This window comes from Rhodosalinus halophilus, from assembly GCF_003298775.1.
GTDB lineage: Bacteria > Pseudomonadota > Alphaproteobacteria > Rhodobacterales > Rhodobacteraceae > Rhodosalinus > Rhodosalinus halophilus.
Genome location: NZ_QNTQ01000001.1, coordinates 43,256 through 69,026 on the forward strand (window position 1 = coordinate 43,256; position 25,771 = coordinate 69,026).

Annotated in this window: 22 protein-coding genes; 21 read left to right on the plus strand and 1 reads right to left on the minus strand. The window is 71.9% G+C overall.

All coding sequences use genetic code 11. From position 1 onward, the window contains the following. Window positions 1-608: 608 nt before the first annotated feature. The 8 genes from DRV85_RS00195 (at window position 609) to murD (ending at window position 9,868) form a co-directional block, all read left to right on the plus strand. A complete protein-coding gene (locus tag DRV85_RS00195) occupies window positions 609-1,115 on the plus strand; it encodes a division/cell wall cluster transcriptional repressor MraZ (RefSeq protein ID WP_199525715.1) in 507 nt (168 codons plus the stop codon). Between the two features lie 3 nt (window positions 1,116-1,118). Further along, entirely contained in the window at window positions 1,119-2,090 is a 972-nt protein-coding gene (rsmH, locus tag DRV85_RS00200; protein ID WP_113287421.1) for a 16S rRNA (cytosine(1402)-N(4))-methyltransferase RsmH, read from the plus strand. A gap of 4 nt (window positions 2,091-2,094) precedes the next feature. Beyond that, complete coding sequence (gene ftsL / locus DRV85_RS00205) at window positions 2,095-2,445, plus strand: cell division protein FtsL (protein ID WP_113287422.1); 351 nt, start codon at window positions 2,095-2,097, stop codon at window positions 2,443-2,445. After that, window positions 2,442-4,226, plus strand: coding sequence for a peptidoglycan D,D-transpeptidase FtsI family protein (locus DRV85_RS00210; RefSeq protein ID WP_113287423.1), 1,785 nt, complete (start codon window positions 2,442-2,444; stop codon window positions 4,224-4,226). The genes ftsL and DRV85_RS00210 overlap by 4 nt, the downstream gene beginning before the upstream one ends. An 80-nt stretch (window positions 4,227-4,306) precedes the next feature. Then, a complete protein-coding gene (locus DRV85_RS00215) occupies window positions 4,307-5,788 on the plus strand; it encodes a UDP-N-acetylmuramoyl-L-alanyl-D-glutamate--2,6-diaminopimelate ligase (protein ID WP_113287424.1) in 1,482 nt (493 codons plus the stop codon). Beyond that, entirely contained in the window at window positions 5,785-7,233 is a 1,449-nt protein-coding gene (locus tag DRV85_RS00220) for a UDP-N-acetylmuramoyl-tripeptide--D-alanyl-D-alanine ligase (protein ID WP_113287425.1), read from the plus strand. Before DRV85_RS00215 ends, DRV85_RS00220 begins: the two co-directional genes overlap by 4 nt. After that, on the plus strand, window positions 7,234-8,316 hold the full coding sequence (gene mraY / locus DRV85_RS00225) for a phospho-N-acetylmuramoyl-pentapeptide-transferase (RefSeq protein WP_113287426.1): 1,083 nt from the start codon (window positions 7,234-7,236) through the stop codon (window positions 8,314-8,316). 145 nt (window positions 8,317-8,461) lie between these two features. Next, a complete protein-coding gene (murD, locus tag DRV85_RS00230) occupies window positions 8,462-9,868 on the plus strand; it encodes a UDP-N-acetylmuramoyl-L-alanine--D-glutamate ligase (protein WP_113287427.1) in 1,407 nt (468 codons plus the stop codon). Here the strand turns inward: murD and DRV85_RS00235 are convergent. Next, entirely contained in the window at window positions 9,859-10,551 is a 693-nt protein-coding gene (locus DRV85_RS00235) for a hypothetical protein (RefSeq protein ID WP_113287428.1), read from the minus strand. The genes murD and DRV85_RS00235 overlap by 10 nt on opposite strands. A 217-nt stretch (window positions 10,552-10,768) precedes the next feature. On the opposite strand from DRV85_RS00235, the gene ftsW reads away from it, so the two are divergent. The 13 genes from ftsW to recN all read left to right on the plus strand — a co-directional run bounded on the left by ftsW (window position 10,769) and on the right by recN (window position 25,713). Next, a complete protein-coding gene (ftsW, locus tag DRV85_RS00240; protein ID WP_113287429.1) occupies window positions 10,769-11,935 on the plus strand; it encodes a putative lipid II flippase FtsW in 1,167 nt (388 codons plus the stop codon). Next, window positions 11,932-13,047, plus strand: coding sequence for an undecaprenyldiphospho-muramoylpentapeptide beta-N-acetylglucosaminyltransferase (murG, locus tag DRV85_RS00245; protein ID WP_233495355.1), 1,116 nt, complete (start codon window positions 11,932-11,934; stop codon window positions 13,045-13,047). Before ftsW ends, murG begins: the two co-directional genes overlap by 4 nt. After that, complete coding sequence (gene murC / locus DRV85_RS00250) at window positions 13,044-14,450, plus strand: UDP-N-acetylmuramate--L-alanine ligase (protein WP_113287430.1); 1,407 nt, start codon at window positions 13,044-13,046, stop codon at window positions 14,448-14,450. The genes murG and murC overlap by 4 nt, the downstream gene beginning before the upstream one ends. A gap of 13 nt (window positions 14,451-14,463) precedes the next feature. Continuing rightward, entirely contained in the window at window positions 14,464-15,654 is a 1,191-nt protein-coding gene (locus tag DRV85_RS00255; protein ID WP_113287431.1) for an APC family permease, read from the plus strand. Further along, window positions 15,651-15,905: a DUF2484 family protein gene (locus tag DRV85_RS00260; RefSeq protein ID WP_113287432.1), complete on the plus strand. Its 255-nt coding sequence runs from the start codon at window positions 15,651-15,653 to the stop codon at window positions 15,903-15,905. Before DRV85_RS00255 ends, DRV85_RS00260 begins: the two co-directional genes overlap by 4 nt. Continuing rightward, entirely contained in the window at window positions 15,892-16,848 is a 957-nt protein-coding gene (murB, locus tag DRV85_RS00265) for a UDP-N-acetylmuramate dehydrogenase (protein ID WP_113287433.1), read from the plus strand. Before DRV85_RS00260 ends, murB begins: the two co-directional genes overlap by 14 nt. 113 nt (window positions 16,849-16,961) lie before the next feature. After that, on the plus strand, window positions 16,962-17,897 hold the full coding sequence (locus DRV85_RS00270; RefSeq protein ID WP_113287434.1) for a D-alanine--D-alanine ligase: 936 nt from the start codon (window positions 16,962-16,964) through the stop codon (window positions 17,895-17,897). Continuing rightward, a complete protein-coding gene (locus DRV85_RS00275) occupies window positions 17,885-18,772 on the plus strand; it encodes a cell division protein FtsQ/DivIB (RefSeq protein ID WP_113287435.1) in 888 nt (295 codons plus the stop codon). The genes DRV85_RS00270 and DRV85_RS00275 overlap by 13 nt, the downstream gene beginning before the upstream one ends. Before the next feature lie 6 nt (window positions 18,773-18,778). Beyond that, the gene (gene ftsA, locus DRV85_RS00280) at window positions 18,779-20,113 is read left to right on the plus strand and encodes a cell division protein FtsA (protein ID WP_113287436.1); all 1,335 of its coding nucleotides are present in this window, start codon (window positions 18,779-18,781) and stop codon (window positions 20,111-20,113) included. Window positions 20,114-20,289: 176 nt separating this feature from the next. Further along, window positions 20,290-21,906 (plus strand): cell division protein FtsZ, encoded by a 1,617-nt coding sequence (gene ftsZ, locus DRV85_RS00285; protein WP_113287437.1) that lies wholly within the window; start codon window positions 20,290-20,292, stop codon window positions 21,904-21,906. Between the two features lie 222 nt (window positions 21,907-22,128). Beyond that, complete coding sequence (gene lpxC / locus DRV85_RS00290; RefSeq protein WP_113287438.1) at window positions 22,129-23,049, plus strand: UDP-3-O-acyl-N-acetylglucosamine deacetylase; 921 nt, start codon at window positions 22,129-22,131, stop codon at window positions 23,047-23,049. A 139-nt stretch (window positions 23,050-23,188) separates the two neighbouring features. After that, window positions 23,189-24,034, plus strand: coding sequence for an outer membrane protein assembly factor BamD (locus DRV85_RS00295; protein WP_113287439.1), 846 nt, complete (start codon window positions 23,189-23,191; stop codon window positions 24,032-24,034). Window positions 24,035-24,060: 26 nt separating this feature from the next. Then, on the plus strand, window positions 24,061-25,713 hold the full coding sequence (recN, locus tag DRV85_RS00300) for a DNA repair protein RecN (RefSeq protein WP_113287440.1): 1,653 nt from the start codon (window positions 24,061-24,063) through the stop codon (window positions 25,711-25,713). The last annotated feature ends 58 nt before the right edge of the window (window positions 25,714-25,771 follow it).

The following is a 25,771-nucleotide window of genomic DNA, read 5'->3' on the forward strand; positions in this document are numbered from 1 at the left end:
CGACCTGTCGTTGCGCCATGGGATTCCGCGCCACCACGTGGAGCGGGGCCACGATTCGGCGTTCGATCGGCCGACTCGGGGCCTTCGAATCCCCTCTTGCGCGCGCCCAGGGCCATCGACAGCGCAGGCGTTGCAATTCCGCCACATCGGCCGAATGCGACAGGTGGTTCCGAGATATGGGTGTCGTTCGCGGAGGCGGCGCAAGATCTGGCCCGAGTTCCACCCACGCTCGGCTCCTGCGCGCTGCGCTCCGCCTCGGCGGTCTTGGAAGCGGTGCCTTGCCCCACGAAATCCCATAGAAAGGTGTTGCTTCCCACGAAATCCCATGTCATTCCTTTACCCACGATGAGGGACAGAACGAGGCAGTGAGAACGATCCACCGCACAGACCCGAAAAGGGCAGCGGGTTTCATACAGGCAACACCCCTTCATCAGGACGAAGAGCTTCGGGGCGCAGGCAGCAGACATCCCCCCAGGTGACACTGCGACCCCGGACAGCCCGGCGACGGGACGAGGGCGGCGGATCGGGCCATGGCAGCAGCCCGATCCGCCGTTTTTCGTTGCGGCGCAGGGGGAGAGCGGGGCGAGAGAACGGAGGCCGCGAAGCCAGTGAGTCTCACCTTCAGGGGCGAAAGCCGCCACAAGGTGGACGCGAAGGGCCGGGTGTCGATCCCGGCCGGCTTCCGGCGTGTGCTTCAGGCCGGCGATCCCGACTGGAGCCCGGGCCAGGCGCCGCGCGTCTCGATCGCCTACGGCGACCCGCGCGGCCGGCGCCTGCAGTGCTTCACGGTCGCCGGGATCGAGCGCATCGCCAGGGCGATCCAGCGCCTGCCGCGCGGCTCGGACGAGCGCAAGCGCGCCACGAGGCTCTACAGCACCAAGGTCTACGACACGACGCTCGACGACAACGGGCGAATCGTGCTCAGCGAAGCGCTGCGCAACGAGTTCGGCATCGAGGGCGAGGCGCTCTTCGTCGCCGAGGTCGATCACTTCCAGATCTGGGCGCCCGGCAACTATGCCGACGAACAGGCCGAGGTCGATGCGCTGCTCGACGACATGGGCGAGGACGAGGATCCGCTGGCCTTCCTCGACGATCTGCCCGACCTCGAGGGGTGACGCATGGCCGCCGACGCGCCGCATACCCCGGTCCTGCTGGCGCCTCTGCTCGAGCTGGTGGCGCCGGTCACGGGCCGCTGGCTCGACGGCACGCTGGGCGCGGGCGGCTATGCGCGCGGGCTGCTGGAGGCGGGCGCGGAGCATGTGATCGGGCTCGATCGCGACCCGCTGGCGCTTGCGCTGGCGGCGGACTGGGGTGCGGCTTGCGCCGAGCGACTGACCCTGGTGCAGGGCGTCTTTTCCGAGCTCGACCGCTACGGGACCGGCTTGCAGGGCGTGGTGCTCGACCTCGGGGTTTCGTCGATGCAGTTCGACCGGCCCGAACGGGGCTTTTCCTTCCAGAAGGACGGGCCGCTCGACATGCGGATGGGGCAGGCGGGGCCGACCGCTGCGGATATCGTCAACACCGCCTCGGAGAAGGCACTGGCCGAGATCCTGTTCGTCTATGGCGAGGAGCGCGCGAGCCGGCGCATCGCGCGCGCGATCGTCAAGGCGCGCGCCGAGGCGCCCATCACCCGAACGCTGGAACTCGCCGCGATCGTCGAGCGCTGCCTGCCGCGGCCCAAGCCGGGGCAGGTGCATCCGGCCACCCGGAGCTTCCAGGCGCTGCGGATCGCGGTCAACGACGAGCTGGGCGAGCTCCATCGCGGCCTCATGGCCGCCGAACGGGCGCTCGCGCCCGGCGGCGCGCTCGCCGTCGTCACCTTCCACTCGATCGAGGACCGGATCGTGAAGCGGTTCATGCAGGCGCGCGCGGGGCGGGGCGGCCGCGGCAGCCGCTTCGCGCCCGAAGAGGTCCGGCCCGAGCCGCGCTTCGAGATCGTCACGAAAAAGCCCGTGGGGCCGGACGCGGACGAGATCGCGTCAAACCCGCGGGCGCGCTCGGCGCGGCTGCGCGTGGCGCGGCGCACCGCCGCCCCGGCCGGCGAGATCGCCGCGTCGGAGGTCGGCCTGCCGGAGATTTCAGGGGGATAGGGACATGCGGACCATCGTCTTCGTCATGACCGCGCTCGCGGTGATCGGGCTGGCCTTCTGGGCGTACCGCGAGAACTACCGCACGCAGCAGGCCATCGCCGAAACCGAGGCGCTGCAAGACCGGATCGCCGCCGCACGGGCGCGGCTGGGGGTGCTGCGCGCCGAATGGGCCTATCTCAACCGGCCCGACCGTCTGATGGCGCTGGCGGAGATCAGCTACGAGAAACTCGGGCTTCTGCCTTTCCGGCCCGAACAGTTCGGCCGCGTGGATCAGGTGGCCTTCCCGGCGGAGGAGGCGCCCCTTGGGGCGATCCTGAACACCATAGAGGTCTCGCAGCAGGAGGGCCGGCCATGATCCGCCGTCCGCTCCGGCCGCTCGCGCGCATCCTCGAGGCCCGCGCGAAGGGCGAAAGCCCCGACGCGATCGAGCGCGAGAACATCCGCCTGCGGCACGAGCAGATGCGCGACAAGCTGCGCCAGCGCGCCGAGATCCGGCTGATGGTGCTGGGCTTCGGCTTCATCTGCGCCTTCGCGGTCGTCGGCGCGCGGATGGCCGACCTCGCCGCCTCCGACCCCGAAGAGCCGCGCGTGCGCGCCTCGGGCGCATCGATCCTCGCGCAGCGGGCGGACATCGTGGACCGGCACGGCCGGGTGCTGGCGACGAACATGGAGACGCACAGTCTCTACGCCCACCCGCAGGACATGATCGACCCCGCCCGCGCCGCGCGCGAACTCGCCCGGATCTTTCCGGATCTGGAGGAGGCGGAGCTCCTCGAGGACTTCACCGGCGCGCGCAAGTTCCTCTGGATCAAGCGCCAGCTCAGCCCCGAGCAGAAGCAGGCCGTGCACGACATCGGCGAGCCGGGGCTTCTGTTCGGCCCGCGCGAGATGCGGCTCTATCCCAACGGCGCGATCGCGGCGCATGTCCTGGGCGGTGCCGGATTCGGGCGCGAGGGGGTGCATGCCGCCGAGGTCGTCGGCCGGGCCGGCGTGGAAAAGACCTTCGACGAGCGGTTGCGCGATCCCGCGCGCGGCGGCGAGCCGCTCGCGCTCTCGCTCGACCTGACGGTGCAGGCCGCCGCCGAGCGCGTGCTGGAGGGCGCCATGCGCATCTTCAACGCCAAGGGCGCCGCGGCGGTGCTCATGGACGTGCACACGGGCGAGATCGTCAGCCTCGTGAGCCTGCCGGACTTCGACCCCAATTCCCGCCCCGCGCCGCCGACCGAGGGCGAGCCGGGCGACAGCCCGCTCTTCAACCGCGCCGTCCAGGGGGTCTACGAGCTCGGCTCGACCTTCAAGATCTTCACCGCGGCGCAGGCACTCGAACTGGGAGTCGCGAACGAGGAGACCGTGATCGACACCTCGGGCCCGATGCGGATCGGCGGCTTCGCGATCCGCGAGTTCCGCGGCAAGAACTACGGCGAGCAGACGGTCGAGGGGATCGTCGTGCACAGCTCCAACCGCGGCACCGCCCGCCTCGCGCTGGAGATCGGGGCGGAGAACCAGCGCGCCTTTCTCGAGCGCCTGGGCCTGACCGAGCCGGTGCCCCTCGAGATGCCCGAGGCGAAGGGCGGCAGGCCGCTCCTGCCCGAGCGCTGGGGCGACGTGGCGACGGTCACGGTCTCCTACGGGCACGGCATCTCGGTCACGCCGCTGCATCTGGCGGCGGCCTACGCCACGATCGCGAACGGCGGGCGCAAGGTGGTGCCCACGCTGCTGCGGCAACGCGCCCCGCAGCCGGAGGCGCAGGCGATGTCGCCCGAGGTGGCGGCCCAGGCGCTCGGCATGCTGCGGCGCGTCGTGACCGAGGGCACGGCCAGCATGGCGGAGGTGCGCGGCTACAAGGTGGCCGGCAAGACCGGCACCGCCGACAAGCCGCGGCGCACGGGCGGCTACTACGAGGACAAGGTGATCGCCACCTTCGCCAGCGTCTTTCCGGCCGACGATCCCGCCTATGCGCTGGTCGTGGCGCTCGACGAGCCGGTGGAGACCTCGGGCGACGAGCCGCGCCGCTCGGCAGGCTGGACGGCGGTGCCGGTGGCGGCGGAGCTCATCCGGCGCGCCGCACCGCTCCTCGGCCTGCGCCCGGAGATTGAACCTGCGCCCCTCGAGGGTGTAACGCTGACGGCGAACTGACCCGGCGCGGGACGCGCGCGGTCAGGGCAGGGCATGGGTATTTCCGGACCATTGAAAGGCAGGATGTGGCGCGGGGAACGATGAGCGGGGCGAAAAGCCTGTCGGAGCTGGGCCTCACCGCCCGCGGCGGAGGGCGGGTCTCCGTCACCGGCCTTTCTGTCGACAGCCGCGAGGCCGCGCCGGGGCATCTCTTCGCCGCACTGCCGGGCACCCGGGTGCATGGCGCGCGCTTCGCGGGGCAGGCGCTGGAGCGGGGGGCGGCGGCCGTGCTGACCGACCCGGAGGGCGCCGACCTCTGCGGCGATGCGGTGGCCGACGCCGGCGCCGCGCTCGTCGTGGCCGAGGAACCCCGCGCCGCGCTGGCGCGGGCCGCGGCGCTCTGGTTCGGCGCCCAGCCGGAGGTCATGGCGGCGGTGACCGGGACCAACGGCAAGACCTCGGTGGCGAGCTTCCTGCGCCAGATCTGGATCGCGCTGGGGCACCGGGCGGTCAACCTGGGCACGACGGGAGTCGAGGGCGCCTGGGAACGGCCGCTGCGCCACACCACGCCGGAGCCGATCACGCTGCACCGGGTTCTGGCGGAGGCCGCGGCGGCGGGGGTGACGCATGCCGCGATGGAGGCCTCGAGCCACGGGCTCGACCAGCGGCGGCTGGACGGCGTCGTGCTCGCGGCGGCTGGGTTTTCCAGCTTCAGTCAGGATCACCTGGACTATCATTCCGATCTCGACGCCTATTTCGACGCCAAGGCGGGGCTCTTCATCCGCGTGCTGGGCGAAGAGGGGACGGCGGTCATCAACCTCGACGCCGAGCGCGGCTTCGACATGGCGGCCATCGCCCGCGCCCGCGGCCAGAGCGTGATCGGCGTGGGCCGGGGGGCGGAGGCCGATCTGCGGATCGTCGCGCAGCGCTGCGACCCCCAGGGGCAGGAAGTGCGCCTGAGCTTCGCGGGCGAGGCCTATCAGGTCCGTCTCGGGCTCGTCGGCGATTTCCAGGCCTGGAACGCGGCGCTGGCCGCGGGGCTCGCCATCGGCTGCGGGGACGCGCCGGAGCGCGTGATGGCAGCGCTGCCGGCGCTCCGGACGGTGCGCGGTCGGATGCAGCTGGCTGCGACGCGCGAAAACGGCGCCGGTGTCTACGTCGACTACGCCCATACGCCCGACGCCATCGCCACGGCGCTGCGCGCGCTGCGCCCGCACGTCATGGGCCGGCTGGTGGCGGTGATCGGCGCGGGCGGCGACCGCGACCGCGCCAAGCGGCCGCTCATGGGGCAGGCCGCCCGGGCGCATGCCGACGAGGTCTTCGTCACCGACGACAACCCCCGCAGCGAGGATCCCGCCGCGATCCGCGCCGAGGTGCTCGCCGGTGCGCCGGAGGCCCGGGAAGTGGGCGACCGCGCCGAGGCGATCCTGCGCGCGGTGGCCGGGCTGGGCCCCGGCGACGCGGCGCTCATCGCGGGCAAGGGGCACGAGACCGGGCAGGAGATCGCGGGCGTCACCTATCCCTTCGACGACGCCGAGCAGGCGAGCCTCGCGGTCGCCGCGCTGGAAGGGCGCACGGCATGAGCCTCTGGACCGCCGGGGAGGCCGCGCGGGCCACGGGCGGCCGGGCGACCGGCGACTGGACCGCGGCGGGCGTTTCGATCGACAGCCGCACGCTGGAGCCGGGCGATCTCTTCGTCGCGCTCACCGCCGCGCGCGACGGTCACGATTTCGTGGCGCAGGCGCTGGAAAGGGGCGCGGCCGCCGCGATGGTCTCGCGCGTGCCGGAGGGCGTCCCGGAGGACGCGCCGCTGCTGGTCGTCGCGGACGTCCAGGGCGGGCTCGAGGCGCTGGGCGCGGCGGCGCGGGAGCGGACCGGCGCGAAGGTGGTCGCGGTCACCGGGTCGGTGGGCAAGACCTCGACCAAGGAGATGCTGCGCACGGTCTGCGCGGGGCAGGGGCGCGCCCATGCCTCGGTGGCGAGCTACAACAACCACTGGGGCGTGCCGCTCACGCTGGCGCGGATGCCCGCGGACACCGATTACGCGGTCATCGAGATCGGCATGAACGCGCCCGGCGAGATCGCGCCGCTCGCCGCCCAGGCGCGGCCGGACGTGGCGCTGGTGACCACCGTGGCGCCCGCGCATCTGGAGGCCTTCGGCAGCCTCGAGGGCATCGCGGCCGAGAAGGCGTCGATCGCCGAGGGCCTGGCACCGGGCGGGACGGCGGTGCTGCACGGCGATCTCGATGTCTCGCCGATCCTCGAGGCGGCGGCGCGCGCCGCCGGCGCGGGCCGGGTGATCACCTTCGGCGAGGCCCCGCGCAACCATCACCGGCTTCTGCGCGCGACGATCAGCGACACGACGACCGTCGCCGAGGCGCGGGCCTGGCGCACGCCGCTGCTCTACAAGGTGCGCGCGCCTGGGCGGCATTTCGCGCTCAACGGGCTCGCCGTGCTCGCCGCCGCGCAGGCGCTGGGCCTCGACCGGGCGCTCGCGATCGCCGATCTGGGGCGCTGGGCGCCGGTGTCGGGACGGGGCGCGCGCGAGCTGATCCGCCTCGACGCGGTCGAGAGCGACCTTGCCATCGAACTCATCGACGAGTCCTACAACGCCAACCCCGCCTCGATGGCCGCCGCTCTCGAGGTGCTCGCCGGCGCGCGCGTGCGCGACGGCGTCGGACGGAAAGCCGCCGGCCGGCGCATCGCCTATCTCGGCGACATGAAGGAGCTGGGACCGGAGGCGCCCGAGATGCACGCGGCGCTGGCCGCGCATCCCGCCATGCAGCGCGTGAACGTGGTGCACACGGTCGGGCCGCTCGCCCGGCGCCTGCACGAGGCGCTGCCGCCCGAGCGCCGGGGACGGCACGCGGCGACGGCGGCCGAGATGGCCGCGGCCGTGCGCCGCGATCTCGACGCAGGCGACGTGGTCATGGTGAAGGGCTCGCTCTCCACCGGGCTCGCGGCGGTCGTTGACGCGGTGCGCAAACTGGGGCATGCCGCCCCGCAATCCGCCTCGGGGGACGACTGAATGCTCTACTGGCTCACGCTCCTCAGCGACGGCGGGGACGTGTTCAACCTGTTCCGCTACATCACCTTCCGCGCCGGCGGCGCCTTCCTGACGGCGCTGGTCTTCGGCTTTCTCTTCGGCCCGCCGCTCATCAACGTGTTGCGGCGCAGCCAGGGCAAGGGACAGCCGATCCGCTCCGACGGCCCCGAGACGCATGCGACGAAGGCCGGGACGCCCACCATGGGCGGGCTGCTGATCGTGGGGGCGCTGACCACCTCGACGCTGCTCTGGGCACGCCTCGACAACCCTTATGTCTGGATCGTGCTCTTCGTGACGCTGGCCTTCGGCGCGATCGGCTTCGCCGACGACTACTCCAAGGTCGCGCGGCAGAACGTGCAAGGCGTGCCGGGCAAGCTGCGCCTCGCCCTGGGATTCCTGATCGCCGCCGTCGCGGCGGTCTGGGCCGCGCAGGTGCACCCGGCGGAGCTCGCGAACCAGCTCGCCTTTCCGATCTTCAAGGACACGCTGCTCAATCTGGGGATCCTTTTCATCCCCTTCGCGATGATCGTGATCGTCGGCGCCGCCAACGCGGTGAACCTTACCGACGGGCTCGACGGGCTCGCCATCATGCCCTCGATGATCGCCGCCGGCACGCTCGGCGTGATCGCCTATGCGGTGGGCCGCGTCGACTTCACCGAGTACCTCGACGTGCATTACGTCCCCGGCACCGGCGAGATCCTGATCTTCACCGCCGGGCTGATCGGCGGGGGGCTCGGTTTCCTGTGGTACAACGCGCCGCCCGCGGCCGTCTTCATGGGCGACACCGGCAGCCTCGCGCTGGGCGGGGCGCTGGGCGCCATCGCGGTGGCGACCAAGCACGAGATCGTGCTGGCGATCGTCGGCGGGCTCTTCGTGGTCGAGGCGCTTTCGGTCATCGTGCAGGTGCTCTACTTCAAGCGCACGGGCAAGCGCGTCTTTCTCATGGCGCCCATTCATCACCACTACGAGAAGAAGGGCTGGGCCGAGCCCACCATCGTGATCCGCTTCTGGATCATCTCGCTCATTCTCGCGGTGATCGGGCTGGCCACGCTCAAGGTGCGCTGATGCGGGCGGGCGCGCTCTTGGCCGGCGTCGGCCGGGGGGCGCTGCCCCCGTCGCGCGCGGGGCGCGCGACTCCCCCGGGATATTTGGACCCAAGAAGAAGCGGGGGGCCGGGCGGCCGCGCCGGGCGTGGCATGGAGCCGGGCGCATGATCCCCGTCGGCGGAGTCGCCGGCCAGCGGGTCGCGATCCTCGGTCTGGGCCGCTCGGGGCGCGCAGCCGCGCGCAGCCTCGCCGCCGGCGGGGCCGAGCCGCTGGTCTGGGACGACAGCCCAGAGGCCCGGGCGCGGGCCGAGGCGGAGGGCTTCGCGCTGCACGATCTCTCCCGCGCGGGCGCCTTCGAGGGGGTTGCGCGGCTGATCCTGTCGCCCGGCATCCCGCATCTCTATCCCGCGCCGCACCCGGCGGTGGCGGCGGCGCAGGCCGCGGGCGTGCCGGTGGACAATGACGTGGGGCTCTTCTTCGCGTCGCTGGGGTCCGGCGCCTGGGACCGCTTCGACATGCCGCCGCGCGTGGTGGCGATCACCGGCTCGAACGGGAAGTCCACCACCTCGGCGCTGCTGCACCACATCCTGCGCGCGTCAGGGCGGCCCGCGCAGCTTGCCGGCAACATCGGGCGGGGCGTGCTCGATCTCGACCCGCCGGGCGAGGGGGAGGTGATCGTGCTGGAGCTCTCCTCCTACCAGACGGAGCTCGCCCGCGCGCTGACGCCGGACGTCGCGGTCTTCACCAATCTCACGCCCGACCATCTCGACCGGCACGGCGGGCTGGGCGGCTATTTCGCGGCCAAGCGGCGGCTTTTCGCCGAGGGCGGGCCGGACCGCGCGGTGATCGGCGTGGACGAGCCGGAGGGTCGTTTCCTCGCCGGGCAACTGGCGGAGGCGCCCTCGGACGACCGGGTAATCCGGGTCTCGGCGGCAGGCAGGATTGCGGGGCCGGGCTGGAGCGTCTTCGCGCGCAAGGGGTTTCTCGCGGAATGGCGGCGCGGGCGGCAGGTCGCCGCGATCGACCTGCGCGGCGTGAAGGGGCTGCCCGGCGTGCACAACCATCAGAACGCCTGCGCGGCCTATGGTGCGGCGCGCGCGCTGGGGCTCGGTCCGCAGCTGATCGAGGCGGCCCTGCACAGCTTCGCGGGGCTCCCTCATCGCAGCCAGGTCGTCGCCGAGGCGGGCGGCGTGACGGTGGTCAACGACTCCAAGGCCACCAACGCCGCCTCGGCGGCGCGCGCGCTCGCCGCCTTTCCGCGCATCCGCTGGATCTGCGGCGGGCTCGAGAAGGAGGGCGGGCTCGAGGCGCTCGCGCCGTACCTCGGGCATGTCGCGCGCGCCTATGTCATCGGGCGCGAGGCGCAGGGCTTCGCGCTGAAGCTCGCGGGCGTCGAGGCGGAGGTCTGCACCACCATGGCCCGCGCCGTCGCCCGCGCGCTGGAGGACGCGCAGCCGGGCGAGACCGTGCTGCTCGCGCCGGCTGCGGCGAGCTTCGACCAGTACGACAATTTCGAGCGCCGCGGCGAGGATTTCGTGGCGGAGGTCCGCGCCCGGCTGGATCAGGGCTGACGGCCCTCGCGCAGGGCGCGATAGAGCCCGCGCGTCACGGCCTCGGGGTGGACGACGCCCACCTGCACCGGAATGCGGGGCAGCGCGAGGATCCGCGCGATGGCGAAGCGATGCGCGCCGCCGCTCGAGCGCAAGAGCCGGCCATCGCGGCCGACATGGACGAAGATGCCGCCGTATTCGCGGCGGAAATACCCGCTAAGCTCGCGCTGCGGGCGCAGTCGGCCGGTGCGCCGCGCCTCGTCGTAGATGCGGTCGAGCACCTCGTAGCGCGCCCGCAATTCGGCGAGGCTGCGGCAGCCGTCCACCTCGCCCTTCTCGCGAAGCTCGCCGGCGAGCTTCGTGAAGAGCTCGGTCGCCTCCCAGGGCACGCCGCCGAGGAAATGCGCGCGGCAGGCGGCTTCCTTGAGCTCGCCGCCGATCGGCGCCACCGAGAGATCCCAGTCGCCGCCCATCACCAGGCCGCTGTGCCGGCGACGGAAGCGCGGCAGCTCCGCCGTGCCGCGATGCAGGTAGCGCAGGCGCACCGCGGCCGTGGGGACCATCAGGCACTCGTCGCTCATGGGCGCGTCCGCGCCGAAGCGCAGCCGGTTCCACAGATCGCGCGCCGCCTTGTTCGGCACGCGCAGCTTGAGGCTGCGCGGCAGATTGTGGGGCAGGAGCGTCCGGGGAACGGCGAGGGTCATGCGGCCACGGGGAAAGATGAACGCGAGGTAACAATTAGACGACAAAAGTATGACATCCCGGTCCGGGATGAGAAGCCCCATTCGACCGTGCCTGCGGAGGCCGCGTCCCCGAGGATGCGCGCAGGGCGCGGAATGGCTGGCCTGGGGCCGCGCTTTTCGCTATTCTTCCGCCCAGATCCCGAAAAGGGACGAGAACGAGGCAGCGAGCGGCAGGCCCATGACCGACATGGTTTACGGTTCCGTCCCCGTGCGGGACGGCGATCCCATTCTTCCGCGCTGGTGGCGGACGGTGGACAAGTGGACGATCTCCTGCGTGCTGGTGCTCTTCGGGATCGGGCTGCTCCTGGGCTTCGCCGCTTCCCCGCCGCTGGCCGAGCGCAACGGCTTCGGGCATTTCCACTACGTCGAACGTCAGGCGGCCTTCGGGGCGATGGCGCTGGTGGCGATGCTCGTCGTGTCCATGATGAGTCCGCATCTGGTCCGACGGTTCGCGGTGCTGGGCTTTCTCGGCGCCTTCTTGGCGATGGCGCTGCTGCCGGTCTTCGGCACCGATTTCGGCAAGGGCGCGGTGCGCTGGTATTCGCTGGGCTTCGCCTCGCTCCAGCCGTCGGAGTTTCTCAAGCCCGCCTTCGTGGTCGTCACCGCATGGCTGATCGCGGCGAGCCAGGAGATCAGCGGCCCGCCGGGCAAGCTGTGGTCCTTCGCGCTGATGGTCTCGATCGTCCTGATGCTGGCGCTGCAGCCGGATTTCGGGCAGGCGGCGCTGGTGCTCTTCGGCTGGGGTGTGATCTATTTCGTGGCAGGCGCGCCGCTGGCGATCCTCTTCGCGATTGCGGGGGCGGTGGTGATCGCGGGCTCGGTGGCCTATTCGAGCTCGGAGCATTTCGCGCGCCGCATCGACGGTTTCCTGTCGCCGGAGGTCGATCCGACCACGCAGCTGGGCTACGCGACCAATGCGATCCGCGAGGGCGGCTTCTTCGGCGTGGGCGTCGGCGAGGGGCAGGTGAAATGGTGGCTGCCGGATGCCCACACCGATTTCATCATCGCGGTCGCGGCCGAGGAATACGGCCTCGTGCTGGTGCTCGTGCTGATCGCGCTCTACGCCGGGATCGTGGTGCGCTCGCTGCTGCGCTTGACGCGTGAGCGCGATCCCTTCATCCGGCTTGCGGGCGCGGGACTCGCCGCGATGTTCGGGGTGCAGGCGATGATCAACATGGGCGTGGCCGTGCGGCTGCTGCCGGCGAAGGGCATGACGCTGCCCTTCGTGAGCTACGGCGGCTCCTCGCTGATCGCCATGGGCATCGCAATGGGGATGCTGCTGGCCTTCACCCGGACGCGGCCGCAGGGCGAGATCGGCGAAATCCTGCGCGGGCGGCGGCTGTGACCGCGCCCGCGCCGCATCTGCTCATGGCCGCCGGTGGCACCGGGGGGCACATGTTCCCCGCGCAGGCCCTGGCCGAGACGATGCTGGCGCGCGGCTGGCGTGTGACGCTCACGACGGATGCGCGCGGCGCGCGCTACACCGGCGGCTTTCCCCATTCGGTGCGGATCGAGGAGATCGCTTCGGCCACCTTCGCGCGCGGCGGCGCGCTCGCCAGGATCGCCGTGCCCTTCCGACTCGCCACGGGCGTCCTCGCGGCCCGCGCCCGGATGCGGCGCGACCGACCGGCAGTGGTGGCGGGCTTCGGCGGCTACCCGACCATTCCGGCGCTCGCGGCGGCCGAGATGCTGCGCATCCCGCGGCTGATCCACGAGCAGAACGGCGTGCCGGGCCGGGTGAACCGCCTTTTCGCGCGCAGGGTGGAGGCCGTGGCCTGCGGGACGTGGCCCACGACGCTGCCCGACGGCGTGGAGGGCGTCCATGTCGGCAACCCGGTCCGAAGCGCCGTCGCCGAGCGCGCGAGCGCGCCTTATATCCCGCCGGGCGATTATCCCATGTCGCTTCTGGTGATCGGCGGCAGCCAGGGCGCGCGGGCGCTGTCCGACACGGTGCCGGAGGCGGTCGCGCGGCTGCCGGAGGCGATGCGCGCCAATCTCCGCGTGAGCCATCAGGCGCGCGAGGAGGATCTCGAGCGGGTCGAGGCGGCCTATGCAGAGCACGGCGTTCATGCCGAGGTGCAGCCCTTCTTCCGGGACGTGGCCCGCAGGATGAGCGAGGCGCAGCTCGTCGTCAGCCGCGCCGGGGCGTCTTCGATCGCCGACATCGCGGCCATCGGGCGGCCGGCGATCCTCATCCCCTATCCGCATGCGGCCGAGGATCACCAGACGGCGAACGCACGCGGGCTGACGCAGGCCGGCGGCGCGATCCTGATCCCGGAGTCGAAGCTGACGCCGGACAGCCTCGCCGAGCAGATCGCGGCGGTGCTCGACCACCCCGAGGGCGCGCAGCGGATGGCGGCCGCCGCGCTCTCCTGCGCGGTGCCCGACGCCACGGAGCGGCTTGCGCAGATGGTGGAGTGGCTGGCACAGGGTCTGGGCAGGCAGGGGGCGGAATGAGCGCGGCGACGAAACTTCCCAACGACATCGGACCGATCCACTTCGTGGGCATCGGAGGGATCGGCATGTCCGGCATCGCCGAGGTGCTGCTCAACCACGGCTATGCCGTGCAGGGCTCGGACCTGAAGAGCACCGACATCACCCGCCGCCTCCAGGCGCTCGGCGCCACTGTCTTCGAGGGCCAGCGCCCCGAGAACCTCGAGCGCGCCGAGGTCGTCGTGATCTCTTCGGCCATCAAGCCCGGAAACCCGGAACTCGACGCCGCCCGCGCGATGGGCCTGCCGGTGGTGCGCCGGGCGGAGATGCTGGCAGAGCTCATGCGGCTCAAGTCCAACGTCGCCGTCGCCGGCACCCACGGCAAGACCACGACGACGACGCTGGTCGCCACCCTGCTCGACGCGGGCGGGCTGGACCCCACGGTGATCAACGGGGGCGTCATCCACGCCTACGGCTCCAACGCGCGGCCGGGCGACGGCGAATGGATGGTGGTCGAGGCGGACGAGAGCGACGGCACCTTCACGCGGCTGCCCGCGACCATCGCGGTCGTCACCAACATCGACCCCGAGCACCTCGATCACTGGCACGATTTCGAGACGCTGAAGCGCGGCTTCGACGACTTCGTGGGCAACATCCCCTTCTACGGCCTCGCCGTCTGCTGCACCGACCACCCGGAGGTGCAGGCGCTGGTGGGGCGCATCACCGACCGGCGGGTGCTCACCTACGGTTTCAACGCGCAGGCCGACGTGCGCGCCGTGAACCTGCGCTACGACAAGGGGGTGGCCCGCTTCGACGTGGCGCTGCAGGCCGAGGGGCGTGCGATCGAGGGCTGCGCGCTGCCCATGCCGGGCGAGCACAACGTCTCCAACGCGCTGGCCGCGGTCGCCGTGGCGCGCCATCTGGGCCTGCCGCGCGCCGCGATCCGCGAGGCGCTGGCGGGCTTCAAGGGCGTGAACCGTCGCTTCACCCGCGTGGGCGAAGTGGACGGCGTGACGATCATTGACGACTACGGTCACCACCCGGTCGAGATCGCGGCGGTGCTGCGCGCGGCGCGGCAGGCCACCGAGGGCCGGGTGATCGCCGTGCACCAGCCGCACCGCTACTCGCGCCTCTCCTCGCTCTTCGAGGAGTTCTGCGGCGCCTTCCACGAGGCCGACATCGCCGCGATCGCCGGCGTCTATGCCGCCGGGGAAGATCCCGTGGCCGGGGCCACGCGCGACGACCTGGTGGCGGGGCTCGTGCGCCACGGCCACCGCGACGCGCGCGCCATCGACGACGAGGCGGGCCTCGAACGTCTGGTGCGGGAGGCGGCGCGCCCCGGCGACTTGGTGGTCTGTCTTGGGGCCGGCACGATCAGCGGCTGGGCGCGCGCGCTGCCGGACCGGCTGCGCAAGGGGGCGGCGTGAGCCGCGCGGCCTGATGACGGAGGACGCGCTCAGGCGGCGCATCGGGCCGGGGCTTCTGACGGCCTACGGCGTGGGTGTGATGGTGGGTGCGGGCATCTATGTCCTCGTCGGCGCGGTCGCGGCGGAGGCGGGCGTCTGGGCGCCGCTCGCCTTCCTGCTCGCAGGTTTGATCGCGGCGCCGACGGCGCTGTCCTATGCCGAGTTCTCGACGCGCCTGCCCGAGGCGGCCGGCGAGGCGGCCTATGTCGCGCAGGGCCTGAACGCGCCGGCCCTGGCGATCCTCGTGGGCCTCGCCATCGTCGCGGCGGGCACCGTCTCGGCCGGCGCGGTGCTGCGCGGCGGCGTGGGCTATCTCGCGGCGATCCTCGACGTGCCGACAGGGGCCGCGGCCGTCGTCATCGGCGCAGCGCTCGTGGGCGTCGCGATCCTGGGCGTACTCGAGAGCCTCGCGCTGGCAGCGCTCTTCACGGCGCTGGAGCTCGTGGGGCTCGCGCTGGTGATCTGGGCCGGCGCGACCGGCGATCCCGTCGCGCCCGCCGAGGCGCCGCCGGCCATCGCCTGGGCGGGGGTCGGCGCGGGCGCGGTGCTGGCCTTCTTCGCCTTCATCGGCTTCGAGGACATCGTGAACATGGCCGAGGAGGCGGTCGAGCCCGCCCGGACCCTGCCGGTCTCGATCCTCGCCGCGCTGGCGCTCACCACCGCCGTCTATTGCGCCGTCGCCTGGGCCGCCACGCGCGCCGTACCGGCCGAGGCGCTCGCCGCCTCCGAGCGTCCGCTCGCCCTCGTCTGGTCCGAGGCGAAGGGGGGAGAGGCGCAGTTCCTCTCGGCCATCGCCGTCTTCGCGGCGCTGAACGGTGTGCTGGCGCAGATCGTCATGGCCAGCCGCGTGCTCTTCGGCGTGGGCCGCCGCAGCCGCGTGCTCAAGGTCTTCCATCACGCGCATCCGCGCTTCGGCACGCCGGTGCTGGCGACCGTGGTGGTGGGCGCGGGCGTGATCGCCGGCGCGCTCGCGCTCGAGGTCGCGGTGCTGGCCGAGGCGACCTCGGCCATCCTGCTGGGCGTCTTCGTTCTGGTGAACGCGGCGCTCATCGCGATCAAGCGCCGCGCGCCCGAGGCGAGCTTCCGCGTGCCGGCCCTCGTGCCCGCCTCCGGCCTCGTCCTGTCCGCCGCCGCGCTTCTGGCCACGCTCTGGGGGCTCCTGTGACGCTCTCGCTCATCCTCGCCTGCCTCTGGGCCGTTGTGGCCAACGTGGCCGCGATGATCCCGTCGCGCGACCGCCACCGCGCCCGCGCCATGGTGCTGATCGCCACCGGCATCCCGCTGGTGGGCTACGTCACCTATGAAAACGGCCCCTGGATCGGCCTGCTGGTCCTCGCCGCCGGCATGAGCGTCCTGCGCTGGCCGGTGGCGTATCTGGTTCGGCGGATGACGGGAGGAGGAGATGCGTCTTCCTGAGGTTCGCGGGCGCCTGACGCCGGCCAAGGCGCTCTCCGAGCTCACCTGGCTTCGGGTGGGCGGGCCGGCGGAGTGGGTGTTTCAGCCGGCGGACCTGGACGATCTGGCGGGGTTCCTGCGGGGGCTCGACCCGGAGGTGCCTGTCTTTCCGATGGGGGTGGGGTCGAACCTGATCGTGCGGGATGGCGGGCTCAGGGGGGTCGTGATCCGGCTGGGGCGGGGGTTCAACCATATCCGGGTGGAGGGCGACCGGGTGATCGCGGGGGCCGCCGCGCTCGACGCTCATGTCGCGCGGCGGGCGGCGGAGGCGGGGCGCGACCTGACCTTCCTGCGCACGATCCCGGGCAGCATCGGCGGCGCGGTGCGGATGAACGCGGGCTGCTACGGCACCTATGTCGCCGACCGGCTCCTTCAGGCCACCGCCGTGACCCGCGAAGGTGAGGTGATCACCCTCAGGCCCGACGACCTGAACTTCCGCTACCGCGAGAGCGACCTGGCCGACGGCTGGGTGCTAACCGAGGCGGTTCTTGCCGCGCCAGAGGGTGAGCCGGAGGCGCTGCTCGCGCGGATGGAAGAGCAGCTTGCCCGCCGCGACGCCACGCAGCCCACGAAGGCGCGCACCGCGGGCTCCACCTTCCGCAACCCGGCGGGGTTTTCCTCGACCGGCAGGCCCGACGACACGCATGATCTCAAGGCCTGGAAGCTGATCGAGGACGCGGGGATGCGGGGCGCGCGGCAGGGCGGCGCGCAGATGTCGGAGAAGCACGCGAACTTCCTCGTCAACACCGGCGGCGCCACGGCGGCGGACCTCGAGGGACTGGGCGAAGAGGTCCGAAAAAGGGTTTTCCAATCAAGCGGAATAGAGCTAGAGTGGGAGATCATGAGGGTCGGCGAACCGGCCCCGCAGACAGGCCGGGACGACGAAGAAGCCCGGCCGGACTGAGGCAGGCGGCAGTCAGCCGCACACCATGAACACGAGGCCCCGCCGGCATCCGCCGCGCGTGGCAGGACAATTCGGGCACGAGACCCGAGGGGCAGTGCGAGGCAGGCACGGGGATGTCGGGCAGGACAAACCCCACAGTGGCGGTTCTGATGGGCGGTCTCTCGGCCGAACGTGAGGTCTCTCTGTCCTCCGGGCGCGGCTGCGCCGAGGCGCTGCGCGGCGAGGGCTACGCGGTGGTCGAGATCGACGCGGGCCATGACCTGCCCGCGCGCCTGGCCGAGGCGGCCCCCGACATCGTCTTCAACGCGCTGCACGGCCGCTGGGGCGAGGACGGCTGCGTGCAGGGGATGCTGGAGTGGCTGGGGCTGGCCTACACCCATTCGGGCGTGCTGGCCTCGGCGCTCGCGATGGACAAGCAGCGCTCCAAGGAGGTCTTCGCGCGGGCCGGCCTGCCGGTGGCCGAGAGCCGGATCGTGGCGCGCGAGGAGGCCGAGGCGCGGCACGTCCTGCCGCCGCCCTATGTCGTCAAGCCCAACAACGAGGGCTCCTCGGTCGGCGTCTACATCGTGGAGCACGAGGCGAACACGCCGCCTCGCCTCGGACCGGAAATGCCCGGGGAGGTGATGGTCGAGGCATTCGCGCCGGGGCGCGAGCTGACCACGACGGTGCTGGGCCGGGGGCCGGTGCAGGCTCGGGCCCGCGCGCTGGGCGTGACCGACATCATCACCGAGGGCTGGTACGACTACGAGGCGAAATACGCCCCCGGCGGATCGCGGCACGTCGTGCCCGCCGAGATCCCCGACGAGATCGCGGCGCTTTGCGCCGATTACGCGATGCGCGCCCACGAGGCGCTCGGCTGCCGCGGGGTGACGCGCACGGATTTCCGCTGGGACGAGGGCAGGGGGGCCGAGGGACTCATCGTGCTCGAGCTGAACACCCAGCCCGGCATGACGCCGACCTCGCTCTCGCCGGAACAGGCGCGCGCGCAGGGCATGAGCTTCGGCGCCCTGTGTCGCTGGATGGTGGAGGACGCCTCATGTGGCCGCTGAGAAGAGCCGCCGGGGCACCGCCGCGGCGCGATCCGGCGCCCTCGCGCTGGGCCTATCGGATGCAGCGGCTCATGCTCACGCCGCTCTTCCGTCTCACGCTGCGGGCGGGCGTGCCCTGCCTGCTCGTCTTCGGCGCGGGCTCGCTCTGGCTGGCGGACGAGGCGCGGCGCGACGCGATCGCCGGGCGGATCGCCGAGATGCGGGCGGCGATCGAGAGCCGCCCGGAGTTCCGCGTCGACCTCATGGCGATCGACGGGGCGAGCCCCGATCTCGCCGCCGACATCCGCGAGGTGCTGCAGCTCGATCTGCCGGCGACGAGCTTCGACCTCGACCTCGACGCGATGCGCGCGCAGGTCGCCGGTCTCGATCCGGTCAAGTCGGTGAGCCTGCGCATCCGCCCGGGCGGCATCCTTCAGCTCGAGGTGCAAGAGCGGGTGCCGGCAGTGGTCTGGCGAAGGGCCGAGGGGCTCGAGCTGCTCGACGCCGAGGGGCATCCCGTGCGTCCGCTCGGGTCACGGGCCGCGCGCCCCGATCTCCCTCTGATCGCGGGCGAGGGCGCGGACGCCCATGTCGCCGAGGCGCTGGACCTCTTCGCCGCGGCGCGGCCGCTCTGGCCCCGGCTGCGCGGGCTCGTGCGGGTCGGCGAGCGGCGCTGGGACCTGGTCCTCGACCGCGGGCAGCGGATCATGCTGCCCGTCGCGCAGCCGCGCCGAGCGCTCGACCGGGTGATCGCGATGGACGGCGCCGAGGATCTGCTTTCGAGAGACATCGCCGCGGTGGACATGCGCCTGCCGGAGCGACCGACGCTGCGGCTCAACCCGCAGGCGATGGAAGAGCTGCACCGGATCCGGCGGATCGAGTGGGGAGAGGACTGAGACGGAATGAACCAGCTCTATCAATCCCAGCGCGCGATGCGCGCGATGCGCAAGGCGGCGATGCAGCGCGGCGTGGTGGCGATCCTCGACATCGGCACCTCGAAGATCGCCTGCCTCGTGCTGCGCTTCGACGGCACGGAGGGCAGCCGCGCCTCCGACGGGGTGGGGCCGCTGGCCGGGCAGGCCGGGTTCCGCGTGATCGGGGCGGCCACGACGCGCTCGCGCGGCGTCCGCTTCGGCGAGATCGCGGCCATGCAGGAGACCGAGCTCGCGATCCGCACGGTGCTCAAGACCGCGCAGAACATGGCGCAGATCCGGGTGGATCACGTGATCGCCAGTTTCTCGGGCGCCAATCCGCGCTCCTACGGGCTGGCGGGGCAGGTGGAGCTCGAGGACCAGACGGTGAGCGAGCACGACGTGGCCCGCGTGCTCGCCGCCTGCGACGTGCCCGACTACGGCGAGGGGCGCGAGGTTCTGCACGCCCAGCCGGTGAACTTCGCGCTCGACCACCGCACCGGGCTTTCCGACCCGCGCGGCCAGATCGGCAACACGCTGGCGGCGGACATGCACATGCTGACGGTGGACGCGCAGGCGGTCCAGAACCTCGCGCACTGCATCAAGCGCTGCGATCTGGAGCTCGCGGGACTCGCTTCGTCGGCCTATTGCGCGGGAATCTCGGCGCTGGTCGAGGATGAGCAGGAGCTGGGCGCGGCCTGCATCGACATGGGCGGCGGTTCCACCGGCGTATCGATCTTCATCAAGAAGCACATGATCTATGCCGACTCGGTCCGCATGGGCGGCGATCACGTGACCGGCGACATCTCGATGGGCCTGTCGGTGCCGATGGCCGTGGCCGAACGCATCAAGACCTTCCACGGCGGCGTGGTGGCGACCGGCATGGACGACCGCGAGATGATCGAGATCGGCGGCGACACCGGCGACTGGGAGCACGACCGCCGCACGGTGAGCCGGGCCGAGCTCATCGGCATCATCCGCCCGCGGGTGGAGGAGATTCTCGAGGAGGTGCGGACGCGCCTCGACGCGGCGGGGTTCGAGCATCTGCCGAGCCAGCAGATCGTGCTCACCGGAGCGGCGAGCCAGATCCCCGGTCTCGACGGGCTGGCGGCGCGAATCCTCGGCCAGCGCGTGCGCCTGGGCCGCCCGATGCGGGTGCACGGCCTGCCGCAGTCGGTGACCGGCCCGGGCTTCTCGGCGGCGGTGGGCCTGTGCCTCTTCGCGGCGCACCCGCAGGACGAGTGGTGGGATTTCGACATCCCGGTGGATCGCTACCCGGCACGCAGCCTGCGCCGCGCGGTCAAGTGGTTGCGGGACAACTGGTGAACGCGAGATATGGACGAGTCGGCAATATCCCGCATAAAGCGCCATGTGCCGCGCCACATTTCGCGCCATTCGGCGCTTTTTTTCGTGACGAAATGGCAACAAACCGATAGGATCGGGCCAGACAGGCAGACCCAAGGCTCGCGACAGGGGCCGTAGAACGACAGGCGGACAGAGCGATGACACTCAATCTTTCCCTGCCCGGGCAGGAAGAGCTGAAGCCCCGGATCACGGTTTTCGGAGTCGGCGGAGCCGGGGGCAACGCCGTCAACAACATGATCGACAAGCAGCTGGGCGGCGTCGATTTCGTGGTGGCCAACACCGACGCGCAGGCGCTTCAGCAGGCCCGCGCCGAGCATCGCGTGCAGCTGGGCGTCAAGGTCACGGAGGGGCTGGGCGCGGGGGCGCGCGCCAGCGTCGGCGCGAAGGCCGCCGAGGAATCGATCGAGCAGATCGTCGATCACCTGGCCGGCGCGCACATGTGCTTCATCACCGCCGGGATGGGCGGCGGCACCGGCACGGGTGCGGCGCCGATCATCGCCCAGGCCGCCCGCGAGCTCGGCGTGCTGACGGTGGGCGTGGTCACCAAGCCCTTCCAGTTCGAGGGCGCCAAGCGCATGCGCCAGGCCGAGGAGGGCGTCGAGAACCTTCAGAAGGTGGTCGACACGCTCATCATCATCCCCAACCAGAACCTCTTCCGCCTCGCCAACGAGAAGACGACCTTCACCGAAGCCTTCTCGATGGCCGACGACGTGCTCTACCAGGGCGTGAAGGGCGTGACCGACCTCATGGTGCGGCCGGGCCTCATCAACCTCGACTTCGCCGACGTCCGCGCCGTGATGGACGAGATGGGCAAGGCGATGATGGGCACCGGCGAGGCCGAGGGCGAGGATCGCGCGATCCAGGCCGCGGAGAAGGCGATCGCCAACCCGCTTCTCGACGAGATCAGCCTGCGCGGCGCCAAGGGCGTGCTCATCAACATCACCGGCGCGCATGACCTCACGCTCTTCGAGCTCGACGAGGCCGCCAACCGCATCCGCGAAGAGGTGGACCCGGACGCCAACATCATCGTGGGCTCGACGCTCGACACCGAGATGGCTGGCATCATGCGCGTCTCGGTCGTCGCCACCGGCATCGACGTGACCGCCGAGCAGGCCGAGGTGCCCGTGCCGCGCCGCCCGATGTCCCGGCCGCTTTCGCGCGACGAGGCGGAGCCCGAGGCGCATGAGCCGCAGCCCGAGCCGGTCGCTGAGCCGGAGCCGGCCTACGAGACCCCCGCCGTGGCCGAAACGGCCGAGGCCGCGGAAGAGCCCTCGCTCTTCTCCGGCATGCAGGAGCACGAGGCGCCGGCCGACGAGCCTGCCCCCTTCGACGAGGACGACCTCCCGCCGCCGGCCTATCGGCCCCAACCCGCCGAGGCGCAGGCGCAGCCCGAGGCGGTGCGGCAGAGCGCGGGCGACGAGGATCTCGAGCGGTTCATCGCGCCGCAGGCCCCCGGCACGCCGTCACCCGAGGCGCGTGCGCGGCTCGAACGCGCGGTGCGCCATGCGCCGCGTCCCACCGGCGAGGCCGCCCGCGAAGTGGAGGATGCGCCGGCGGAGCGGTCGCGCTTCGGCATCAATTCGCTCATCAACCGGATGACGGGCCACGACGCGCCCAACAAGCAGCCCGCGCCGCGGCGGCAGCCGCCGGTGCAGAGCCCCGCGCAGACGGCGCAATACGACCATGACGACGACGCGGATCCGGATCAGGAACGCATCGAGATCCCGGCTTTTCTCCGCCGTCAGGCCAACTGAACCTGTAACGGATCGACCGGAAACGGGACGGGGTCGCCATTCGGCGGCCCCGTTTTCCTTGAGAAATGGCTTTCGCCTCAGCGTCTTGCCGGCCGATCCTGAACTGTAGCAGAGCGTTGCAAAGCGTGAGTTGAGCCCGGTCGCCCCGAGGCGTTAACAGGCTCTATACCAAGCGGGCCGGCAAGGCGCCGCACAAATGAGAGCAGGACGACGGGGAAGACCGTGCAGACGACAGTGAAATCCGACATGCGCTTCGACGGCGTTGGCCTGCACTCGGGCCGCGCGGCGCGCATGGTGATCCGGCCGGCCGCCGCGGAGCAGGGCATCTGGTTCCGCCGCACCGACGTGGAGTCCGGCGATGCGCTGATCCCGGCGCGATGGGACGCCGTCGAGGTCTCGCCTCTCTGCACGCGGCTGGTCAATCGTGCCGGCCTCTCGGTTTCCACGGTCGAGCATGTCATGGCGGCGCTGGCCGGAACCGGCATCCACAACGCGCTGATCGAGATCGACGGGCCCGAAGTGCCGATCCTCGACGGATCTTCCGCGCCCTTCGTTCAGGCGATCCTCGCGCGCGGCGCCAGGCGGCTGCCGGCGCCGGTGCGTGCGCTCGAGATCCGGTCCGAGATCCGGGTGGAGACCGACGCGGGCTGGGCCGCGCTCGCCCCCTCCGACAGCTTCGAGATGGCTTTCGACATCGACTTTCCCGATGCCGCCATCGGCCGCCAGAGACTGGACCTCGATCTTTCCAACGGCGCCTTCGTGCGCGAGCTCTGCGACGCGCGCACCTTCTGCCGCCAGTCCGACGTGGCGACGATGCGCGCCAACGGCCTCGCGCTTGGCGGCACGCTGCGCAACGCCGTCGTGGTCGAGGGCGACCGGGTGCTCAGCCCCGGCGGGCTGCGCCGGGCGGATGAAGCCGTCCGGCACAAGATGCTGGACGCCGTGGGCGATCTCGCGCTCGCGGGCGGCCCCGTCTTCGGGCGCTACACCGGCCACCGCGCCGGACATGCGCTGACCAACATGCTGCTGCGCAAGCTTTTCACGACGCCCGGCGCGGTGCGCATGGTGAGCTGCGACCCGGCGCGCGCCGCACGGCTGCCGGGCGTGGGCGCGGAACTCGCGCAGATGCCTGCCGTCGCCTGACGCGGCGCGCGGCCCTGCCGCCGCGGTCGCCCGCGCGGGCGGCGCAAAGGCGTTTTGCCCCGCAATCAGATGTGCTACGACCAAGCGAAAGCGGCGCGGGCCCTCGTGTCCGACGCGGCCAAGACGGGGTGGAGTGCGGATGACAGGCACGAGGGCGATGGCGGCGGGACTGCTGCTGGCACTGGCGGCCGGCTGCGGCGGCGAGGATACCCGCGAGGGGGTCTTCGGCAACAACGCGCCGCTCGAGACCTTCACCGCCGAGCAGATCTTCGAGCGCGGCGAATTCGAGCTCGCCCGGAGCCGGTTCGAGGACGCGGCCAACTATTTCGCCGAGGTCGAGCGCCTCTATCCCTATTCGGAATGGGCCGAGCGCGCGCTCATCATGCAGGCCTTCGCCTGGCACCAGGACAAGAGTTACGACGAGGCGCGCGCGGCCGCGCAGCGGTACCTGGATTTCTACCCGGCCGAGGAAGACGCGCCCTATGCGCAGTATCTTCTCGCACTGAGCTATTACGATCAGATCGAGGACGTGGGCCGCGACCAGGGCGTGACCTTCCAGGCGCTGCAGGCGCTGCGTGCCGTGATCGAGCGCTATCCCGACAGCGAATACGCCCGGTCAGCGATCCTGAAGTTCGATCTCGCCTTCGACCATCTTGCCGGCAAGGAGATGGAGGTCGGGCGCTACTACCTCAAGCGGCAGAACTACGCCGCCGCGATCAACCGCTTCCGCGTCGTGGTGGAAGACTTCCAGACCACGACGCACACGCCCGAGGCGCTTCACCGGCTGGTGGAGGCCTATCTCTCGCTGGGCCTGACCGACGAGGCGCAGACCGCGGGCGCGATCCTCGGCTACAACTATCAGGGCAGCGAGTGGTACGAGGACAGCTTCGCCCTGCTCACCGGGCGCGGTCTGAAGCCCGAGCCGCGCGGCGACAACTGGCTTTCGGCCATCTACCGGCAGGTGATCCGGGGCGAGTGGCTTTGAGGCGCCGGGGCGGGGTTTAGGGCGCCATGCTGCGCGCGCTCGAAATCCGTGACATGCTCATTATCGACCGGCTGGATCTGCGCTTCCGGCCGGGTCTGAACGTGCTCACCGGCGAGACGGGCGCGGGCAAGTCCATTCTGCTCGACTGCCTGGGGTTCGTGCTGGGCTGGCGCGGTCGGGCCGAACTCGTCCGCGCGGGCGCCGAGGAAGGCGAGGTCGTGGCGGAATTCGCCCTGCCCGAGGGGCATGCGGCGCGCGCGGTGCTCGACGAGGCCGGGCTCTCGGCCGAGGACGACGGGCTCTTGATCCGCCGGGTGAACCGCCGGGGCGGCGCCAAGACCGCCTGGGTCAACGACCGCCGCGTCTCGGGTGAGATCCTGCGCCGCCTCTCCGATACGCTGGTGGAACTGCACGGCCAGCAGGACGACCGCGGTCTGCTCGACCCTCGCGTGCACCGCGCGATGCTCGACGCCTTCGGCGGGCTGGAGGCGGAGGTCGCGGCGGTGCGCGCGGCCTGGGCCGAGCGCCGCGCCGCGCGCAAGCGCCTCGCCGAGGCCGAGGCGGCGCTCGCCGAAGCGCGCGCGGAGGAGGAGTACCTGCGGCATGCAGCGCGCGAGCTCGACGAGCTCGCGCCCGAGCCGGGCGAGGAGGCCGGGCTCGATACCCGCCGCCGCATGATGCAGGGGGCCGAGCGGGTGCGCGAGGACGTGGCCCGCGCGCTCTCCGCGCTTGGATCGGACGGCGCCGAGGGTGCGATGGGCGACGCGCTGCGCTGGCTCGAGGGCGCCTCGGACGCCACCGAGGGCCGGCTCGAGGCCCCCCTCGCCGCCCTGTCCCGGGCGATGGCCGAGCTTGGCGAGGCGGTCTCGGGGGTCGAGGACACGCTCGAGGCGCTCTCCTTCGACCCGCTGGAGCTCGAGCGGACGGAGGAGCGCCTGTTCGCCATCCGCGGGCTCGCCCGCAAGCACCAGGTGATGCCTGACGACCTGCCCGAGCTGGCCGACAGGCTTCGCGCGCGCCTCGAGGCGCTCGACGCGGGCGAGGGCGAGATCGCGCGGCTCGAGGCGGCCTCGGCAACCGCGGAGCAGGACTACGACGACGCGGCCGCGGCCCTGTCGGACGCCCGTCGCGCGGCCGCCAGACGCCTCGATGCCGCCGTGACGGCGGAACTCGCGCCCCTGCGCATGGAGCGTGCCGTCTTCTCCACCCGGATCGAGGCGGCGGAGCCCGGGCCAGAGGGACGCGATGCGGTACAATTCACCGTGGCCACCAATCCCGGCGCCCCCGCCGGTCCGCTCAACCGCATCGCGTCGGGCGGGGAAATGAGCCGCTTCCTGCTGGCGCTCAAGGTCTGCCTGGCCGCGCCCGACCGTGGCGTGACGATGATCTTCGACGAGATCGACCGCGGCGTGGGCGGCGCGACGGCGGACGCCGTGGGCCGGCGGCTCAAGGCGCTCGCGGACGAGGGGCAGGTGCTGGTCGTGACCCATTCGCCGCAGGTCGCGGCCCTGGGTGCGCATCACTGGCGCGTCGAGAAGCGGGTGGAGGGCGAGACGACGCTGACCGTGGTCGCTCCGCTCGACGCGGAGGGCCGGGTCGAGGAACTCGCGCGCATGCTGGCCGGCGACCGCGTGACCGCCGAGGCGCGGGCGGCCGCCGAGGCGCTGCTGACAGGGTAGGGTGCGTGCTCGCACGCACCTGCGCCAACACAACCGGAGGGTGCGTGCGAGCACGCAC

Coding starts and splice junctions, on each gene's coding strand:
- ftsA (WP_113287436.1), top strand. CDS start 18,779: ATGAACCAGCTCTATCAATCCCAGCGCGCGATGCGCGCGATGCGCAAG.
- DRV85_RS00220 (WP_113287425.1), top strand. CDS start 5,785: ATGAGCCTCTGGACCGCCGGGGAGGCCGCGCGGGCCACGGGCGGCCGG.
- DRV85_RS00235 (WP_113287428.1), bottom strand. CDS start 10,551: ATGACCCTCGCCGTTCCCCGGACGCTCCTGCCCCACAATCTGCCGCGC.
- murB (WP_113287433.1), top strand. CDS start 15,892: ATGCGTCTTCCTGAGGTTCGCGGGCGCCTGACGCCGGCCAAGGCGCTC.
- murD (WP_113287427.1), top strand. CDS start 8,462: ATGATCCCCGTCGGCGGAGTCGCCGGCCAGCGGGTCGCGATCCTCGGT.
- mraY (WP_113287426.1), top strand. CDS start 7,234: ATGCTCTACTGGCTCACGCTCCTCAGCGACGGCGGGGACGTGTTCAAC.
- rsmH (WP_113287421.1), top strand. CDS start 1,119: ATGGCCGCCGACGCGCCGCATACCCCGGTCCTGCTGGCGCCTCTGCTC.
- DRV85_RS00295 (WP_113287439.1), top strand. CDS start 23,189: ATGACAGGCACGAGGGCGATGGCGGCGGGACTGCTGCTGGCACTGGCG.
- recN (WP_113287440.1), top strand. CDS start 24,061: ATGCTGCGCGCGCTCGAAATCCGTGACATGCTCATTATCGACCGGCTG.
- DRV85_RS00255 (WP_113287431.1), top strand. CDS start 14,464: ATGACGGAGGACGCGCTCAGGCGGCGCATCGGGCCGGGGCTTCTGACG.
- ftsW (WP_113287429.1), top strand. CDS start 10,769: ATGACCGACATGGTTTACGGTTCCGTCCCCGTGCGGGACGGCGATCCC.
- ftsZ (WP_113287437.1), top strand. CDS start 20,290: ATGACACTCAATCTTTCCCTGCCCGGGCAGGAAGAGCTGAAGCCCCGG.
- DRV85_RS00270 (WP_113287434.1), top strand. CDS start 16,962: ATGTCGGGCAGGACAAACCCCACAGTGGCGGTTCTGATGGGCGGTCTC.
- ftsL (WP_113287422.1), top strand. CDS start 2,095: ATGCGGACCATCGTCTTCGTCATGACCGCGCTCGCGGTGATCGGGCTG.
- murC (WP_113287430.1), top strand. CDS start 13,044: ATGAGCGCGGCGACGAAACTTCCCAACGACATCGGACCGATCCACTTC.
- DRV85_RS00210 (WP_113287423.1), top strand. CDS start 2,442: ATGATCCGCCGTCCGCTCCGGCCGCTCGCGCGCATCCTCGAGGCCCGC.
- DRV85_RS00215 (WP_113287424.1), top strand. CDS start 4,307: ATGAGCGGGGCGAAAAGCCTGTCGGAGCTGGGCCTCACCGCCCGCGGC.
- DRV85_RS00275 (WP_113287435.1), top strand. CDS start 17,885: ATGTGGCCGCTGAGAAGAGCCGCCGGGGCACCGCCGCGGCGCGATCCG.